Source organism: Bradyrhizobium barranii subsp. barranii, assembly GCF_017565645.3.
In the GTDB taxonomy this organism is placed as follows: domain Bacteria; phylum Pseudomonadota; class Alphaproteobacteria; order Rhizobiales; family Xanthobacteraceae; genus Bradyrhizobium; species Bradyrhizobium barranii.
In genome coordinates, this window is sequence record NZ_CP086136.1 from 6,086,553 (window position 1) to 6,101,604 (window position 15,052).

15 protein-coding genes are annotated in these 15,052 nt (G+C 63.8%); 4 read left to right on the top strand and 11 right to left on the bottom strand.

Annotated elements, in window-relative coordinates:
- Nucleotides 1-131 precede the first annotated feature (131 nt).
- The 8 genes from J4G43_RS29380 to J4G43_RS29415 all read right to left on the bottom strand — a co-directional run bounded on the left by J4G43_RS29380 (nucleotide 132) and on the right by J4G43_RS29415 (nucleotide 7,826).
- Entirely contained in the window at nucleotides 132-1,694 is a 1,563-nt protein-coding gene (locus J4G43_RS29380; RefSeq protein WP_208087110.1) for a copper resistance CopC/CopD family protein, read from the bottom strand.
- On the bottom strand, nucleotides 1,694-2,212 hold the full coding sequence (locus tag J4G43_RS29385; protein ID WP_208087111.1) for a YcnI family copper-binding membrane protein: 519 nt from the start codon (nucleotides 2,210-2,212) through the stop codon (nucleotides 1,694-1,696). The genes J4G43_RS29380 and J4G43_RS29385 overlap by 1 nt, the downstream gene beginning before the upstream one ends.
- A 21-nt stretch (nucleotides 2,213-2,233) precedes the next feature.
- On the bottom strand, nucleotides 2,234-2,668 hold the full coding sequence (locus tag J4G43_RS29390; protein ID WP_208087112.1) for a hypothetical protein: 435 nt from the start codon (nucleotides 2,666-2,668) through the stop codon (nucleotides 2,234-2,236).
- Entirely contained in the window at nucleotides 2,668-3,189 is a 522-nt protein-coding gene (locus J4G43_RS29395) for a copper chaperone PCu(A)C (protein ID WP_063983006.1), read from the bottom strand. The genes J4G43_RS29390 and J4G43_RS29395 overlap by 1 nt, the downstream gene beginning before the upstream one ends.
- A gap of 28 nt (nucleotides 3,190-3,217) precedes the next feature.
- Entirely contained in the window at nucleotides 3,218-3,715 is a 498-nt protein-coding gene (locus tag J4G43_RS29400) for a TlpA family protein disulfide reductase (RefSeq protein WP_208087113.1), read from the bottom strand.
- Nucleotides 3,712-4,923: a sialidase family protein gene (locus J4G43_RS29405; RefSeq protein WP_208087114.1), complete on the bottom strand. Its 1,212-nt coding sequence runs from the start codon at nucleotides 4,921-4,923 to the stop codon at nucleotides 3,712-3,714. The genes J4G43_RS29400 and J4G43_RS29405 overlap by 4 nt, the downstream gene beginning before the upstream one ends.
- A gap of 26 nt (nucleotides 4,924-4,949) precedes the next feature.
- Nucleotides 4,950-7,355 carry a TonB-dependent receptor family protein gene (locus tag J4G43_RS29410; protein ID WP_208087115.1) on the bottom strand — a complete coding sequence of 802 codons (2,406 nt, stop codon included), beginning with the start codon at nucleotides 7,353-7,355 and terminating at the stop codon, nucleotides 4,950-4,952.
- Between the two features lie 84 nt (nucleotides 7,356-7,439).
- Entirely contained in the window at nucleotides 7,440-7,826 is a 387-nt protein-coding gene (locus J4G43_RS29415; protein WP_225005187.1) for a DUF2946 domain-containing protein, read from the bottom strand.
- 486 nt (nucleotides 7,827-8,312) lie between these two features.
- On the opposite strand from J4G43_RS29415, the gene J4G43_RS29420 reads away from it, so the two are divergent.
- The 4 genes from J4G43_RS29420 to J4G43_RS29435 all read left to right on the top strand — a co-directional run bounded on the left by J4G43_RS29420 (nucleotide 8,313) and on the right by J4G43_RS29435 (nucleotide 12,429).
- Complete coding sequence (locus tag J4G43_RS29420; RefSeq protein ID WP_208087116.1) at nucleotides 8,313-8,717, top strand: globin; 405 nt, start codon at nucleotides 8,313-8,315, stop codon at nucleotides 8,715-8,717.
- Nucleotides 8,718-8,856: 139 nt separating this feature from the next.
- Nucleotides 8,857-9,879 carry a sugar ABC transporter substrate-binding protein gene (locus tag J4G43_RS29425; RefSeq protein WP_028155964.1) on the top strand — a complete coding sequence of 341 codons (1,023 nt, stop codon included), beginning with the start codon at nucleotides 8,857-8,859 and terminating at the stop codon, nucleotides 9,877-9,879.
- 6 nt (nucleotides 9,880-9,885) lie between these two features.
- The gene (locus J4G43_RS29430; protein ID WP_208087117.1) at nucleotides 9,886-11,388 is read left to right on the top strand and encodes a sugar ABC transporter ATP-binding protein; all 1,503 of its coding nucleotides are present in this window, start codon (nucleotides 9,886-9,888) and stop codon (nucleotides 11,386-11,388) included.
- A 12-nt stretch (nucleotides 11,389-11,400) separates the two neighbouring features.
- The gene (locus J4G43_RS29435; RefSeq protein ID WP_208087118.1) at nucleotides 11,401-12,429 is read left to right on the top strand and encodes an ABC transporter permease; all 1,029 of its coding nucleotides are present in this window, start codon (nucleotides 11,401-11,403) and stop codon (nucleotides 12,427-12,429) included.
- Nucleotides 12,430-12,678: 249 nt separating this feature from the next.
- Here the strand turns inward: J4G43_RS29435 and J4G43_RS29440 are convergent, their stop codons facing one another.
- The 3 genes from J4G43_RS29440 to J4G43_RS29450 form a co-directional block, all read right to left on the bottom strand.
- A complete protein-coding gene (locus J4G43_RS29440) occupies nucleotides 12,679-13,722 on the bottom strand; it encodes a medium chain dehydrogenase/reductase family protein (protein WP_208087119.1) in 1,044 nt (347 codons plus the stop codon).
- 212 nt (nucleotides 13,723-13,934) lie between these two features.
- Nucleotides 13,935-14,624 carry an L-2-amino-thiazoline-4-carboxylic acid hydrolase gene (locus J4G43_RS29445; protein ID WP_208087120.1) on the bottom strand — a complete coding sequence of 230 codons (690 nt, stop codon included), beginning with the start codon at nucleotides 14,622-14,624 and terminating at the stop codon, nucleotides 13,935-13,937.
- A 41-nt stretch (nucleotides 14,625-14,665) separates the two neighbouring features.
- Nucleotides 14,666-15,052, bottom strand: coding sequence for a RidA family protein (locus J4G43_RS29450; protein WP_063982996.1), 387 nt, complete (start codon nucleotides 15,050-15,052; stop codon nucleotides 14,666-14,668).

The following is a 15,052-nucleotide window of genomic DNA, read 5'->3' on the forward strand; positions in this document are numbered from 1 at the left end:
TGATCGCCTGCAGTGAAAGCGGATTGGGAGCGAAAACACAAGACCGGGAATGAGGAAAAGCCGCTAAGGCGGCGGAATTCCTGTCATTTTTCCGTTGCCTTCAGGTTCAGCATGAACCGTACCGGCGCGCTTTAAGGCAGCCCCAGATCGAGTTCGTCCTCCAGCGTGACCTTCTCGAAATCGGTCACCAGCGCGTCGATCCGCACATGCCACCGCCCCGCAAAGGGAAGCTCGACCTTGCGCACATGCCAGTAGCCGTCCGGCTCGAGCGAGGCGCCCCGTTCCATCGGCTCGATACCACGTTCAGGCAGGCTCAGGGTCAGCGTCACCTCCTTCGCGATCAGCGGCGTGGCCTCGCCGGTCATGAGCTGAAGCACGAAATCGTCGAGCCCGGCCTTGCCCGGCGAGACCAGCACCTGGAACATCGCCTTGTCGCTGTGGATGTGGATCGCTAGCGGCGTCTCGGGAATGATCGTCCGCGGCGGTGGGGTGAAGCGCCAGCCGGCGACGACGGCAAGGATGGCGAGTGCGATCGCGCCTTCCAGCAGGATCGAGCGCTTGAGCGCGGGCGTCCCATTCTCGTCGCGGGCCAGGGCCGGTGTCAGCCTGAACCGATTGAGCGCGGCGAGCGCCAGTAATCCCGTGACCAATGCAAGCTTGATCGAGAGGATGAGTCCGTAGCGGGTCTCGACCAGCGCGACCGGCTTTTCGAGCTGAACGATCGCGAGTGCGAGGCCGGTCAAGGCCAGCACGCCGACCGCCAGCGCAGCGATGCGGGAAAAGCGGTTCACGACGGGGAGCGTCGCAGTCGTCGGCTTCGACACCAGCGCGACCAGCGGCGCGAGAGCACCGATCCAGATGGTGACGCCGAGGCCGTGGAGAAAGATCGCCGGCCGGGTCAAAGCCTCCGGCGGGGCCGTTGCGGCGTGCCCGGTCATGGCAAGCGACAGGCCGACGCCGACCAGCGCGATGATCGCAAGAGCGCGCGCGTACCATGCGCTGCGCAGCGCCATCAACGCGAACAGCATCGCAGCAATCGCAACCAGCAGCGCGGGGCCGGCACTGGTCGCGAACGCGACTTTCCAGGGGGCGGCCGTCGCGAGAGCCGCTGGCGGCAGCCCGAGAAGATCCAGGCCTAACACCCCGAGAGAGACAGCGGCGCTCGGAATGCCGATGGCGAGCGCTACGCGTGGAACGGTCATGCCCGTCGTCGACCACGCAACCCAGCGCGCAAAGAACACGCCTCCGACACCGACGAACAGCCCGAGATACAGACCGACGCGCGCCAACCAGATCAGCACGTTCAACCCGCGATCCGCATTGGCGGGAGGTTGCGTCCCCGTCGGCATGCCGATCGAGAAGATCACCGATCCCGCGACGGGATGGCCGTCCTGCGAGATCACGCGATAGCTGACGACCGCAGTGCCCTGCGGCAGGTCTGGCGGCATCGAGACCGAGATCGTTTCGCCAGACGCGCTGACGTGCGCATCGTCCCTCGCCCTGCCGGCGCCGTCGATCAATTGGATTGCGCCCGGCGTTACCGCCTCGTTGAAGCGCAGCTCCACCGCCTTCGGCGCGCTCGCAAGCATGCTGCCGCTTGCCGGCTCGACTGCGACGAGCGCCGCATGTGCAGACGCGCCAGTCGTGAATCCGACAACGCAGAAGAGTGTTGCGAGCGCGGCGAGCAGACGCATCAGGGCTTTGGCAGGAGCTTCACGCCCGGTGCTGGCGATTTGCCCTCATGCGAATGCCCTTCCCCGTCCGCCGGGATCTCGATCCAGCGGCTGACGCCGGTCTCGCACTCCTGGACGACAGGGAAATACAGCGTCGTGTTCGGCTTCAGGCTGTTGGTCAGGAAGCTACTGATGACGAACTCGTCGTAATTGTGATCCGGCAGCTTGCCGCCGGACCAGGCCACCTCCCTGACGCCGGAGGCAAGCTTGTTGCCGTGATAGTCGTATTCATTGGCGTACTTGCCTTCGACGACATCGACGCTCCAGCCCGCCTTCGGCATCGGCTTCACCGCAATCACGCCTTCCGGAATCTGCACCCTGATCTTCACCGTGGGCGAACCCGCGCAGCCGTGCGGCACGGCGAAGACGGCCTTATAGTAGGAACCAACCGTCGCCTGCTTGGTCTCGAGCGTGATATGCGCCGATGCAGGCGACGCGGCCAGCGCGGCGATCAGGAACAGGCAGGATTTCTTCGACATGTTAGTGCCCCTTCGACATCGTCATTTAATCAGGATCGGCGATTCCACGCTGACATGATCGGCCTCGGAGATCGAAATTCCGAGGCCTAGCATCCAGCGTCCGGGCGTCAATTGCGCGACCTTCACGTGCCAGCTGTCCTCGCCGTCGCGCGAAGCCTCGACCGGCGCGAGCTTCCGCCCGGACTGCGTGTCCACGAGCGTCACCGACACGGCTCTCGCCGCGAGCGGCGTCTCGTCCGTGGTTTCGAGCTGGATGGCGATCTCGACCGGGCCGGCGCGCCCCGGCGAGACCGTGACGTTGGCCATCGCCTTCTCGGTGTGCAGGTGCGTGAAGAAGCTGTCGTCGTCCGTCGCCGCCGCAAGCGGTGTCGCGGCAACCGACAGCAACGCAGCCATTGCGAGCGCGAGGCCTGTGAGGGATCGACGCGAGGTCATCGGAGACTTGATCTGTTTCATCACATCTTCATTCCCGAATGATCCGGCATTTTCTTCATCATGTGCCCGCCGTCGCCGGGCGCCTGCGCACCGACGCCCTGGACGTCGAGGGAGACGGCGACCTTGCCGGCCTTCTCGAACTCCAGCGTCACCGGTACCTTGTCACCCTGCTTGAACGGCCCCTTCAGCTCCTGGAGCATCAGATGATTGCCGCCGGGCGCGAGCTTCACCGTCTTGCCGGCATCGATCACGAGCCCCTTGTCGAGCGGACGCATCTTCATCACACCGTTGTCCATCGCCATCTCATGGACCTCGGTCTTCCCCGCGATGTCGGCGGAAACGCTGACCAGCCTGTCCGCCGTTGTCCCCTTGTTCTCGATGGTGAGATAGCCGCCGGCGACCTTGGCGCCGCCCGGCGTCGCCCGGCTCCAGGCCTGCGAGATGACGAGATCGCCGGCCTTGACGTCCTCGGCCGCCGCTGGTGCTGCACAGAGCGCGAGAGCGAACGCTGCGAGCAGCACATCTTTCAACATGGTCTTCATATCGGTATTCCCGTTTGCAGATTGAATTTCAGTGTGTGGCGAGCTGTTGGCCCGACCATTTTTCGAGATCGGCCATCTGGGCCGAGCCTTCGATCGTCGTGATTGTCCCGTCCCGGGAGATGAGCATGGTCCGGGGAATGTCGCCCTGCCAGGCGGGGTCGATCTCGAACCTCAAACGCTCGACAAAACCGTCATTGAAGATGAAGTTCTCGGTCGACGACAGCCCCGCCTTGTCAAGCATCGACTGCGTTGCCGCCGGCAGATTCGGCACGAGATCGGCGCTGATCGTGACCACGTCGATCCCGGGATGGTCCTTCGCAAACTGCCCGAGCAACGGCAGCTCGACCTTGCAGGGCCCGCAGGTCACGCCCCAGAAATGCACGAGCGTCGGGCGGCCCGCATGACCCCTAAGGACGCCTTGCCAGGTGCCGCGCTCGAACGGTTTCAGGGCCGGCGCTGCTCCCAGCATAGCCGTTGACGCGATCAGGAGACCCAGACCCAGAATGCCTGCAAATCGACGTCTCATGGCTGGTCCTCGATTGCTGTGAGCCGATAGCCGTCCGCTTTCGTCATCCATGACAAATAGACCTGTTCGCCATTGGAAACGAGCAAGGGATGATCGGATGTGTCGGTCGTGCTCGATATCGTCTTCGGCGGCGACCAGCTCTCGCCATCGTCGCGGGAAATCATCATCTGGACCGAGGTCTTCTCGCCGTCGAACTCCTTCCAGACCATCACCGTTCCCACAGCACTTGCGAGCACGTAAGGACGCGTCGGATTGCGGCCCGGCTGCCCCAGCGCCATGGGCGCAGAGAAGGTGCGGCCTTCGTCGCGCGAGTGGGCGTAGAACAGTCCCTTGCGCGCCTTGCCGTTCGTGTACCAGGCGACGTGATAGGTCCCGTTCGGCGCAACGGTGAGGCTCGGTCCGTGATGCGGGCAGGCGTTGATCTGCCAGTCGTCATTGCTGACCCGATGGATTTCCCCCGGCGTCGAGACGTCGGCGAAGGTCATGACCGCGTGATCACGCACGCCGCCCTCGAAGATATTTCTGAAGATCACGGCCGGACGCCCGGGCGCCGCGAATGTCAGCCCCAACCGGCAGCATTCGCAGGTGTTGTCACGCGCAAGCTTCGCCTCCGCGTAGGTGCGGCCGCCATCGCGCGACGAGGCGAAGAACAGCCCCGCTCCCTCGTACTTCCGTCCCGCCTCCTTCGCGGGAACGCGATTGCGCTTGTCCAGCCATGCCGCAAAGACCGTTCCGTCCTGATCGAGCGCCAGCGCCTCAAAGCGCTGGCTCTCATTGTTGGCGGTGATGGGCCTCAGCTCCGCAAAGCTCTTTCCGCCATCGGCCGAGCGTGTGTAGAGCACTTGGCCGTTGAAAGCCTCATCCCTGAAGATCGAGAATGCGAGCGCGATGCCGCCCTTGCGGTCGACCACTATCTTGGGCCGGGCGTCCGGCCCCCAATCAAGGTTCAGCCGCTTCGTCGTGACCTGGGTGGGCGCCGAGAAGCTGCGACCCGCATCCGGTGAACTCGCAACCGAGACCTGCCCGCCCGCCATCCAGACCAGCCACAGCGTTCCGTCCGGTCCGAATGCGGGCGTCACCTTGGTTGCGCAGCGCAACGTCAGCTCCTCACACGCCGCTTCGGAGGCATGCTGACCGTGCATTTGCGCGAGCGCCGCACCTTGCAGGAATGCAAGAGCGATTATCCCAAGCAAGCCACTTCGGACCATGGCCCTATTCCCTTCGAGAGCCCGGATCATCTGAATGCCACCTTCATACCCGCAACGAACAGGCGCGGCGAGCCCGCGTAGATCGATCCCGTCGTGTTTGCGAGCACGCTCGCAGGATTTTGAAGGCCGGCCGCCGTCACCGTATTGGCGATGTTGTTTGCCGACGCGACGTAGGTACGGTCGAAAACATTCCTGACTTCGAGGAACAGGTTCACGGATCTGAACGTGTCGGACACCAGATCGGTCTTGTAGTGGACGTTCAAATTGACCAGCTCATAACCCGGCGCCTTCAACAGATTTGCATTGTCCATGTAGAAGGAGTCCTTCCACTGGACTTCCACGAAGCCACCGAGACCTGCCAGTGGCCCGGCAAACTCGTCGTAGCCGACCCGGGCTGTCAGCTCGTTGGGCGAGATGCCGGGGATCTTGTTGCCGGCCCGGTTGAAGCTGAAGACCGCACCATTGGTGATGTTCTCGACATACTCCGTGTAGACCTCGTCGAGGTAGGTGTAGGCCGCCATGAACCGCCAGCCCGGATAGAACTTCCAATCGGCCGCAAGCTCGATGCCGCGATGCTCCGAGCGCGGCGCGTTGAACGTGTAGCTCGCGTTAGGTGAATTGACAGGTGTTGCCTGCGATACAAGTTCGTCGCGGAAGAACTCGTAGAAGCCCGTCGCGCTGACTTTGAGCGTGTTGTTCGGTGTCCAGTCGAAACCGAGGTCGTAGCCCAGATTTTTCTGAGCCTGGAGCTGGGTATTGTTGCCCGACAGCCCACTCGGCAGGACAAACAGGTTCGAAACCTGCGGAGTGCCGTACCCCGTAGCAACCCGCCCCCTGAGCACCCACTCGTTGTTCACCGTATAGAGCAACGCTAGTTCAGGCGCAGTGTTCTGGAATTGCCTGTCCGCGGTCGTCAGCGTCGTCGTGGTAATGCCGGTGGGGCCAGCGTACGCATACGCAGTGTTGATCCCCTTGAGAACGGTAGTTTCCCAGCCGATGCCTGCGACAGCCGTCAAGGATGTCGTCAGCTTGAGCTCTTCCCGCGCGCGAACGCCGTAATTGGTCGTCTGGCTATAAAGATTGCTCGACAGACTGCCGAGCGTCGCGTTTCCTCCCGGCATGACGTTCCGCGTGTCGCTCGAGGCCGTCAGGGTGTTGTAGAAGGCACCGAAGAACGTGGTCGATTCCAGGCCGAGAATCTCGCCCCGCTTGGTGACGTCGCTCATGAAATTGTACGAGGGAAAATCTCCGATCGCGCTGGTCGTGCCGGTCGGCTGATTGATGTTCCTGTCGTCGAACACGAACTGGTTGCGCCAGGTCGTGGTGTTGTCGAAATCGTGCTCCCAGCGGCCGCCGACGATGGTGCGGCGGTCGTTGCGGCCAAGCCCGGCCTGCACGGCCGTCTCCTTGTCGGTTCCAGCGGTTGCATTGAAGCCGTTGTTGAACAGTGTGACCGTGCCGCATCCGGCAGCGGCCGAGACGCCGGTCGCACAGCCCTGCTGGAAAGGGTTTTGATAGTACTGGTTCAGCGACTGCCGGATCGGCAACCGCGCGCTGAGGTCGTTGTTGATGATCTTGACCGTGAAACGATCGTCCGGCGTCGCCTTGAGCGTTCCGAGGAAGTTGACGGTCTGCGTGTTGAACCAGCTATTGCCGATATAGCCGTCGCCTCGCGTGTCGCTTGCGAACAGCGAGCCCTCGAAGTTCCCGACCTTTTTGCCGGCCGCGAGATAATTGTTGAGATAGCCGTAGCTGCCGCCGTCGACGCCATATTCGACGCCGTCGATCGTGCCGCCGGGCCGTGTCCGGAAATTGAGCGCGCCGCCGGTCGCGTAGTTCCCGTAGAGCGCCGACGAAGGGCCGCGAATGACGTCGATCGCCGCATAGGCGCGCGGATCGATCAGGTCACTGCGGGACAGCCCGTCCGGTTGCGTGACCGGGAAGCCGTCGTCGAAGATCACGAGATTGCGGATGCCGAAGCCGTTGCGGGCGTTGGAGCCGCGGATCGAGATACCGATATCGCGGGGTCCGTTGCCCTGCTTCACCGATATGCCGGGGCTCTCGCGCAGCACGTCGGCCACGGTAACCGCCGGCCGGTTGTCGAACTGGCTGCGATAGATGGTCGTCTCGGTCTGGCCGGTTGGCGCCTGATTGAGACCGGCTCGCGCAGCGCTGGCCGTCACGGCCCGGTTTGGGGCCGACGCGCCGACGCTCGCACGCGGCGTAACGGGCCTCGCTGCGCGGCCGGCCGAAGCGGATCGCGGCCGCGAAGGCCGGGTGACTGGTTTGGCACGGCCAGTCTGCGGCGCCTCAACGGTAACCGCCGGCAGCTCCGTGTTCGTGCTTTGGGCAAAGACTCCGCTCAACGACGCAAGCAGCGCGGCCTGAACCGCGACGGCGCTCACGCCACGGCGGACATGACAACGTAACATGGGGCATTCCTGACGCCGGCTTTCTCTCCGGCCATTCGACAGCATCGATCGCCAGCGGACGGACCGCGGCAATCACGAGGGTCGTCAGGAAAATTGAGGTGGTGCGCGCGCCTGGGCGCTTGTGCCCTTATGGATCGCGACGGCGGATACATCCGCCGCATGCCACACCACGCGCGCGGCGTGGCGGAAGGGAATGGCGAGTGCAACGTGCGGCGGCGAATCGAGCGATGCGCCTGCCTGCGCCAGGCAGCACAGCGCGCACGCGGCGCCATGTGCGGTCGGCGCGCCGGTCTGGTCGTTCAGACCGCCCTGCTCGCTGGCGCTGTGGCAGATGACGCCGGCAGACAACGGATCGGCCACGGCCTGGCCGGCCGCCAGACAGGCGGCAATCGGCGCCAGCACCTGCATCGCCAAAGCGAGCAGGACCAGGGGTAGGAATTTTTGCAGCCGTGCGCGCATCCGCTGAGCCATTCGTTTGCCTACGAACTAAACACCTCGCCAAGACCTGAGTCGAGGTCAGTTCCGCCGGCTTCTTGGCGCAGCGCAAATTTCTCGAAAACTGTGCTCCTGCCGCCCCACGGGATGGGACGTCCGGCATTTGAGGCAGTCCGGCAACCCGCCTCGTCCACAGATTTCTTATATTTGTCATATGCTTACGGGGCAAACAGCCCGATCATTTCGTCAGCTGCTCTAATTTTGAACAATCGTTGCCGAAAATGATGACAAGTGAGAAAAGTTGATCTAGCATCCCTCTTGCTCAGGCTGGCCGCGAGGTCGAAGTCTGGTGGTCCAAGTCTCGGGAGGAGCCCCTGGCGCGCAAAACGCAGCGTCGCCCCGTCAATCAAGAGCAAATCTTAGAATCGGGGATAATAGGGTCGACACAATTTTCGAGCGGGGCTAGGGCCCCGCTCTTTTTTTGCCCGCAAGGCTTCTTTTGCCCGCATGGCTTCGATGCCGATGAGCGCTCCCTCTAATCCAATCGAAAACAGCTTCGAACTCGCAGCCTCGCGTTGCGCGGATCTCACGCCACTCGTCTACCAACGGCTGTTCGAACAGCATCCCGAAACGCAGACCATGTTCCGCTCGCAGGGCAGCGAGCTGGTGATGGGATCGATGCTTGCGCTGACGATCGAGGCGATCCTCGACTTCGCCGGTGAGCGTCGGGGCCATTTCAGGCTGATCGCCTGCGAGGTCGCCTCGCACGATGGCTACGGCACCCCGCGCGAGCTGTTCATCGCGTTCTTCGCCGTCATGAGGGATGCGCTGCACGACCTCCTCGGCGACGAATGGTCGCCGGAAATCGCACAGGCCTGGGACCAGCTGCTCGTCGAGATCGACGCCTTCGCCACTATTCCGGCCTGACGCTTTGCGCTGCACCAACACGAGCTGCGGCGATCTCGCGATCGATTGCAGATTGAGTGGCAGGAACTCTTGTGAGAGACTTTCGAACATCGGTCGCGCAATCAATGACGCGCCGACGAAAATTTTATGGGAGCGAGCGATGTCCGGGACGAAAGATTTCTCGACGACGAGGCGCGATCTTCTTCAGGCGGCGGCGACCGCCGGCGCCGCGACTGCCCTTCTCGGCAGCATGGGCATAAACCCCGCCCTTGCAGCCGAGGTCGGACGATCCGAGAAGCCGCTGAAGGCGGCCTTCTCCAATGCGGGCCTCCAGGCCACCTGGTGCGCCCAGGGCAAGCAGGCGGCGGAATTCTGGGGCAAGCTGTTCAATGTCGAGGTGACCTGGTTCGATGGCCAGCTCGATGCGGTGAAGCAGCGCGCGGCGATCGACAACATGGCCTCGCAAAAGTGGGACTTCGTCGCGATCCAGGCCTTCGGTATCGGCACCCTCACCCAGCCCGTGCAGAAGATGATCGATGCCGGCACGCCGGTGATCGACATGGACACGCTGATTGCCCCGCTCGACCAGATCAACGTCCACTCTTTCCTTGCCCCCGACAACGAGTTCATGGGCGCCTCGGTGACGCAGGCGCTGTGCAACGCCATGGGCGGCAAAGGCAAGATCATCATGACGCAAGGCGCGCTCGGCCATACGGGGGCGCAAGGCCGGGCGAAGGGCTTCAACACCGTCGTCAAGCAGTTCCCGAACATCGAGGTGCTCGACACCCAGCCTGCCGACTGGGACGTGTCGAAAACCGCGCGCCTCTGGGAAACCTATCTGACCAAATATCCGCAGATCGACGCGGCGTTCTTCCACAATGACGACATGGCGCTCGCCGCCGCCAACATCATGAAGGCGCGCAATCGCACCAACATCCTGATCGGCGGCGTCGACGCGATGCCACCGGCGATCCAGGCGGTGAGCGAGGGCCGTATGTTCGCGACCGTGCGCAATCCGTCCTGCCGCATCCATGGCGGCGCGATCATCGCGGGCGTTTCCGCCGTGGTCGGCGGCGAGAAGAGCGGACAGGGCATTCCCAAGAACGTCGTCACCGACGGCCCGGTCGTGACCAAGGCCAACGCCGCTGGGATGCAGTGGATGCAGGATCACTTCCTGATCTGAGCCTCCATGCCTGAGGTTCGTTCGCCCATCCTGGAACTGCAAGGCATCACGAAGAGCTTCGGCGGCGTCGAGGCGCTTCGTGGTGTCGACTTCGCGCTTTCACCCGGTGAGATCCACGGTCTCGTCGGCGAGAACGGCGCCGGCAAAAGCACGCTGATGAAGATCATCGCCGGCGTGCACAGCGAATTCTCCGGCCGCTTCCTGATCGACGGGAAGGAGACGCATTTCCGCTCGGCCCGCGATGCACACGCGGCCGGTATCGCCATGGTGCATCAGGAGCTCAGCGTCGCACCCGATCTCACGGTCGCCGAGAACGTATTCCTGGGCAACCAGCCGACCAACCGGTTCGGCCTCGTGCAGTGGCGGCGCATGGCGCGCGAGGCCGGCGAGCAGCTCGCCCGTTTCGGCATCGACGTCGATCCGATGTCCAGGCTCGGCGACCTCCCGATCGGGCTGCAGCAACTGATCGAGATCGCCCGCGTGTTGTTCTCCGGCGCGCGCATCGTCATCCTGGACGAGCCGACCTCCGCCCTCTCCCCGCCCGAAGTCGAGCGCCTGTTCGCGACGCTGCGGCGGCTGCGCGAGGAAGGCACTGCAATCGTCTTCATCTCGCATTTCATCGAGGACATCCTGCTTGTGTCTGACACGGTGACCGTGTTCCGCAACGGGCGGAAGGTCGCCGAGACGGCCGCGACTGCGACCAGCAAGGGCGCGCTGATCGAGGCCATGATCGGCCGCGGCGGCGAAGCGCTCGAGCACAGCTACACCGATGACCTCGTGCTGCCACGGCCGAGCGACAGCTCCGTGGTCCTGAAGGTCGACCAATTGTCGCTGGCCCGCAGCCTGAAGGACATCTCCTTCGAAGCGCGCGCCGGCGAGGTGCTCGGCATCTACGGGTTCATGGGCTGCGGCCAGCAGGAGCTGTCGCGCATCCTGTTCGGCAAGCTGAAGCCGGACGGCGGCACGCTCGCCGTCGAGGGCAAGCCAAAAACCTTCGCCAGCACGGCGGCGGCGCGGCGCGCCGGCGTGGCGCTGGTGCCGGAGAGCCGGCGCGCCATGCTGTTTCACCAGGAGCCGGTCTACAAGAACATCTCGATCAGCATCCTGGACCGCATCTCGTCGCTGCTGCTCAAGCCGGCACAGGAGCGCGACATCGCCAAGCGCCAGGTCGAGCAGCTGCAGATCAGGCCGCCTGTGGTCGGTCTCGACCTCGGCATGCTCTCCGGCGGCAACCAGCAGAAGGTCGCGCTGGCAAAATGGCTGACCTATCCGCCGAAGCTGCTGGTGCTGTGCGAGCCGACCCGGGGCATGGATGTCGGCGCCAAGAACGACGTCATCAACATCGTCCGCGATCTCCGCGCCAAGGGGCTCGCGGTCATCGTGCTGTCGACCGAGCCGGAAACGGTGCTGTCGCTGGCCGACCGCATCCTCGTGCTCAAGCGCGGGGCATTGGTGCGGGAATTCAGGAACGAGCCGGTCAGCAAGGACCGCCTGCTGGAAGCGGCGTGACGGAGAAGCACCATGGCGAGCAGTGAGACGGCTTTGGCGGCGGGTCGGCGGCCGCGCGGCGTTGCGCCCTTCCTGCGCTCGCAGATGCGCAACATCGCGCCGTTCCTCACCCTGATCTTCCTCTCCGCCTTCTTCGCCTTTGCCAGCCCCTCCTTCGCGACGCTGGACAATCTCGGCAACATCCTGACGCAGGTGTCGGTGACAGGCATCATCGCGGTCGGCCTCACCTTCGTGATCCTCTGCGCGGAGATCGACCTCTCGGTCGCCAGCATCGCCAACGTCACCGGCATCGCCGTCGCCTACTTCACGCTGCAGGAATCCTACGTCAACATCGCCAACATCCCCCTGCCCGGCGCGGTCGCGATCATCCTGTCGATCCTGCTCTGCGCGCTGCTCGGCCTCGTCAATGCGCTCGGCCTGACCGTGATCGGTATCCCCTCCTTCATCATGACGCTGGCGATGATGCAGATCGCGGCCGGCGTCTCGGCGCTGCTGGTACGCGGCCAGATCGCCTACAAAGTGCCCGGCCTGATCACCACGCTCGGCTCGGGCTCGATCGGCGGCATCCCCTGGATCGTCATCGTCGCGGCCATCATGCTGCTCGGCGGCCATCTGGTACTGACCTACACGCGCTTCGGCCGCTACGTCTACATGGTCGGCGGCAATCGCGAGGCGGCCGAATATTCCGGCCTCAACGTCAAGCTCATCCTCGGCGCCGTGATGGTGATCTCCGCGGTGTGCTCGGGGATCGGCGGCATGCTCGGCGTCGCCCATTTCGGCAGCGCGCAGCAGAACGAGTTCGACACCTATCTGCTCGACTCCATCGCCGCCGTCGTCGTCGGCGGCACCAGCCTGTTCGGCGGCCGCGGCGGCATCGGCAACACCATCGTCGGGCTCTTCGTTCTCGGCGTCCTGAATAACGGCCTCGACCACGTCAACATCGACAGCTTCCTGAAGATCCTGATCCGCGGCCTGATCCTGCTCGCGGCGCTGGTCATCAACGTCTACGCGCAGCGGCTCAGGGAAAAAGCGGCGGAGTAGGCAGCCCTCAAAACAAAAACGCGAAAACAACCCCATGCACAGTACAAATCATTGAAGAATTTGGCGCGAGGTGGCTTGAGCCCCCGCCGCAACGACGTTTGACACGTCGGGCAAAACAGGAGCACAACGTCATCATGGCGCCGTGCCTTTAAGGCCGATGGGCTCAGGACCGCGACCCAAACTCCGTCATTGCGAGCGCAGCGAAGCAATCCAGGAATCTATCCGCGGATACATGTCTGGAGCGCCGTTTCAGGCGGCGCGCTGGTTGTGTCGCGACGAGAGATCCGGGCACAGCACGAGCTTGCCCTCGAGGCCACCAGTCTCGAGGCGACGGTGAGCATCGGCGACCTCGTCGAAGGAGATCCGCTCGGCGATGCGCGGCCGGATGGCACCAGTTGCCAAAAGCCCGAACAGACGCTCCAAGTCCTCCTTGAACCAAATGGGATGTCGCGCCCGCATGGCATTTACTGAGTAGAACCGGGCCCGCTTGCCGCCGGGCAACAATCTCCACAGGTAAAGGCGCGCGATCTCCATCACGATAGGGAGCATGCGACGCTGTGCTTGCACGCTCGCCGAGAAACCGATGGCACAGAGCAGGCCGCCTGGCTTGAGCGCCGCGTATGAGCGGCGATAGCCGTCTTCGCCAACGCCGTCGACGATAACGTCGAACCCGCCCGGCAGGACCCGCGTGAAGTCATCATGCTTGTAGTCGATCGGCGTTGCCCCTAGCTCTCGGACGAGCGCCATGTGCTCGCCGCGCGCGGTGCCCCACAGCTCGATGCCGGCCAATCTCCCGAGCATGAGCAGCGCCTGGCCGACGGCGCCGGCGGCGCCGTGCACGAGCACGCGCTGGCCTCGCTGGACCCGGGCCGCGCGGTGCAGAAGCTGGTACGCGGTCGTCCAGCTCAAGATCAGTGTGGCCGCCTCCGCCGCGTCTACGCCCTCCGGCACGCGGGCCACGTCGTTCGCCCGAAGCGTGCGATAGTCGGCGTTTGACCCGACCACCGTCATGTCGGCCACGCGGTCGCCAATCCGAAAGTCGTGCACGCCTTCACCGAGCTGATCGATTGCCCCGACCACGTCGTAGCCCATTACGAACGGCGGCCGGAGGCCCATCGTTTGCGGGTATAGATGGCGCCTGATCAAGACCTCGGTGTAGTTGAGGCTCGACGCAAGTACACGGACCCGCAGCTCGCCCCGGCTGGCGGTCGGCAAGGGAGCGTCGACCACCTCCAGCCTCTCGGGATCACCGAAGAGGCTGACTTGAACAACTCGATTGCGCGGCTCCATCATCGGCGATCTCCCTGCAATGTCGTGATCCAGCGCAAGGACGGGCACACTGCCGCAAACTACTTTGCATCGCCACGTCGGCAAGCATTGAGGATATGGCCGGCCTGAAGTTCTACCTTGATCTGGCTCAAGGCACGCGATGCGCAATTTGATCGCCACCGAGGCATAGCGGACTTTCGCGAGCCGTGAGCGCGGCCGATTTATGGGTTCATGGCCTAATCCGGCGGTAGCCGCGAGAAGCGGAAATTGCAGTGGCTCGCGCCGCCCGCCAATGTTTGTGTGCGCTCCAGGCGGATGCCGCGCGCTGCGTAGGCGACGAAATCGAGGCCGCAGATGTTCGGCAGGATGTCTTTGTCCCCGTGGCGCGCTGCGAGCTTGCAGAAGCCGCAGGCCTTGTAGTTGATGCCGAATTCGAAGCTGTCTTGCGGACCCGGCTCGACGAAATCGTAAACGAAGTCTTCAGGAAACTCTTCCTGATGCGCTTTTGTAACGCTCCTTGCCGCCTGCTCGCGCAGCAAGGCCTGGTTCTCCGGCGACATGAATTGCCGCCCCGAGGCGAGACGCTCCGCCTCGGGCGCAGTCAGCAATTGCGCCTTGTAGGTGTCTCGCTCGATCTCGCCAATCACAGGCACCGGCACGCCGTGTCGTCGCAGCACCCGGCTGATGGCCATAAAACCCATGAGACGCATGAAGAAATCGCTCATGCGGCTTGCCGCGCCGCCGACATAGGGCATTTGGGTGAGGACAATCTCGAATTCGTCCATCACCTCCCGCCTGATCCCGTCGATGTCGGTGAGATGCGTGCGCTCGCGCAGCATCGCTTCGGCAAGGTCGAGTCGATCGCGCATGGCGACCTCCATTGCGCTCCGATGCGTCTGGTAGAAGGGATGGATGTTCTCAGCCATGGGACACCTGAGGGCTCATTGCAGGGTTGGCGAAGCTGGCTTCATTCCGCGGCAATCGCCTCGATCTCGAGTAGCCATTTGCTGTCAACGGTCTCGACGACCACGACCGTCAGCGCGGGCCGATGTTCGCCGAGCACCTTGCTGCGAATGGTGCGGTTGGTCACGACTTGAGTCCGGTCAGTCAGGAACGTGGTGACCTTGACCAGATGCTCGACGCCAAGCCCCGCGGCGGCGAGCACCTCGATCACGTTGCGCCAGGCCTGCTCGCATTGCGCCTCGAAACCTTCGGGCACGGTGCCGTCGGTTTTCTCGGGCACCTGGCCGCTGACGAACAACAGTCGGCGATGCTGCGTCAATTCAAGTCCCATGCTGTAACCGCCGGCGGGAGGATGGACCGTTGCGGGATTGTGGTTGACGATGTGAGCCAT

Coding starts and splice junctions, on each gene's coding strand:
- J4G43_RS29380 (WP_208087110.1), bottom strand. CDS start 1,694: ATGCGTCTGCTCGCCGCGCTCGCAACACTCTTCTGCGTTGTCGGATTC.
- J4G43_RS29385 (WP_208087111.1), bottom strand. CDS start 2,212: ATGTCGAAGAAATCCTGCCTGTTCCTGATCGCCGCGCTGGCCGCGTCG.
- J4G43_RS29390 (WP_208087112.1), bottom strand. CDS start 2,668: ATGAAACAGATCAAGTCTCCGATGACCTCGCGTCGATCCCTCACAGGC.
- J4G43_RS29395 (WP_063983006.1), bottom strand. CDS start 3,189: ATGAAGACCATGTTGAAAGATGTGCTGCTCGCAGCGTTCGCTCTCGCG.
- J4G43_RS29400 (WP_208087113.1), bottom strand. CDS start 3,715: ATGAGACGTCGATTTGCAGGCATTCTGGGTCTGGGTCTCCTGATCGCG.
- J4G43_RS29405 (WP_208087114.1), bottom strand. CDS start 4,923: ATGGTCCGAAGTGGCTTGCTTGGGATAATCGCTCTTGCATTCCTGCAA.
- J4G43_RS29410 (WP_208087115.1), bottom strand. CDS start 7,355: ATGTTACGTTGTCATGTCCGCCGTGGCGTGAGCGCCGTCGCGGTTCAG.
- J4G43_RS29415 (WP_225005187.1), bottom strand. CDS start 7,826: ATGGCTCAGCGGATGCGCGCACGGCTGCAAAAATTCCTACCCCTGGTC.
- J4G43_RS29420 (WP_208087116.1), top strand. CDS start 8,313: ATGAGCGCTCCCTCTAATCCAATCGAAAACAGCTTCGAACTCGCAGCC.
- J4G43_RS29425 (WP_028155964.1), top strand. CDS start 8,857: ATGTCCGGGACGAAAGATTTCTCGACGACGAGGCGCGATCTTCTTCAG.
- J4G43_RS29430 (WP_208087117.1), top strand. CDS start 9,886: ATGCCTGAGGTTCGTTCGCCCATCCTGGAACTGCAAGGCATCACGAAG.
- J4G43_RS29435 (WP_208087118.1), top strand. CDS start 11,401: ATGGCGAGCAGTGAGACGGCTTTGGCGGCGGGTCGGCGGCCGCGCGGC.
- J4G43_RS29440 (WP_208087119.1), bottom strand. CDS start 13,722: ATGATGGAGCCGCGCAATCGAGTTGTTCAAGTCAGCCTCTTCGGTGAT.
- J4G43_RS29445 (WP_208087120.1), bottom strand. CDS start 14,624: ATGGCTGAGAACATCCATCCCTTCTACCAGACGCATCGGAGCGCAATG.
- J4G43_RS29450 (WP_063982996.1), bottom strand. CDS start 15,052: ATGGCTCACATCGTCAACCACAATCCCGCAACGGTCCATCCTCCCGCC.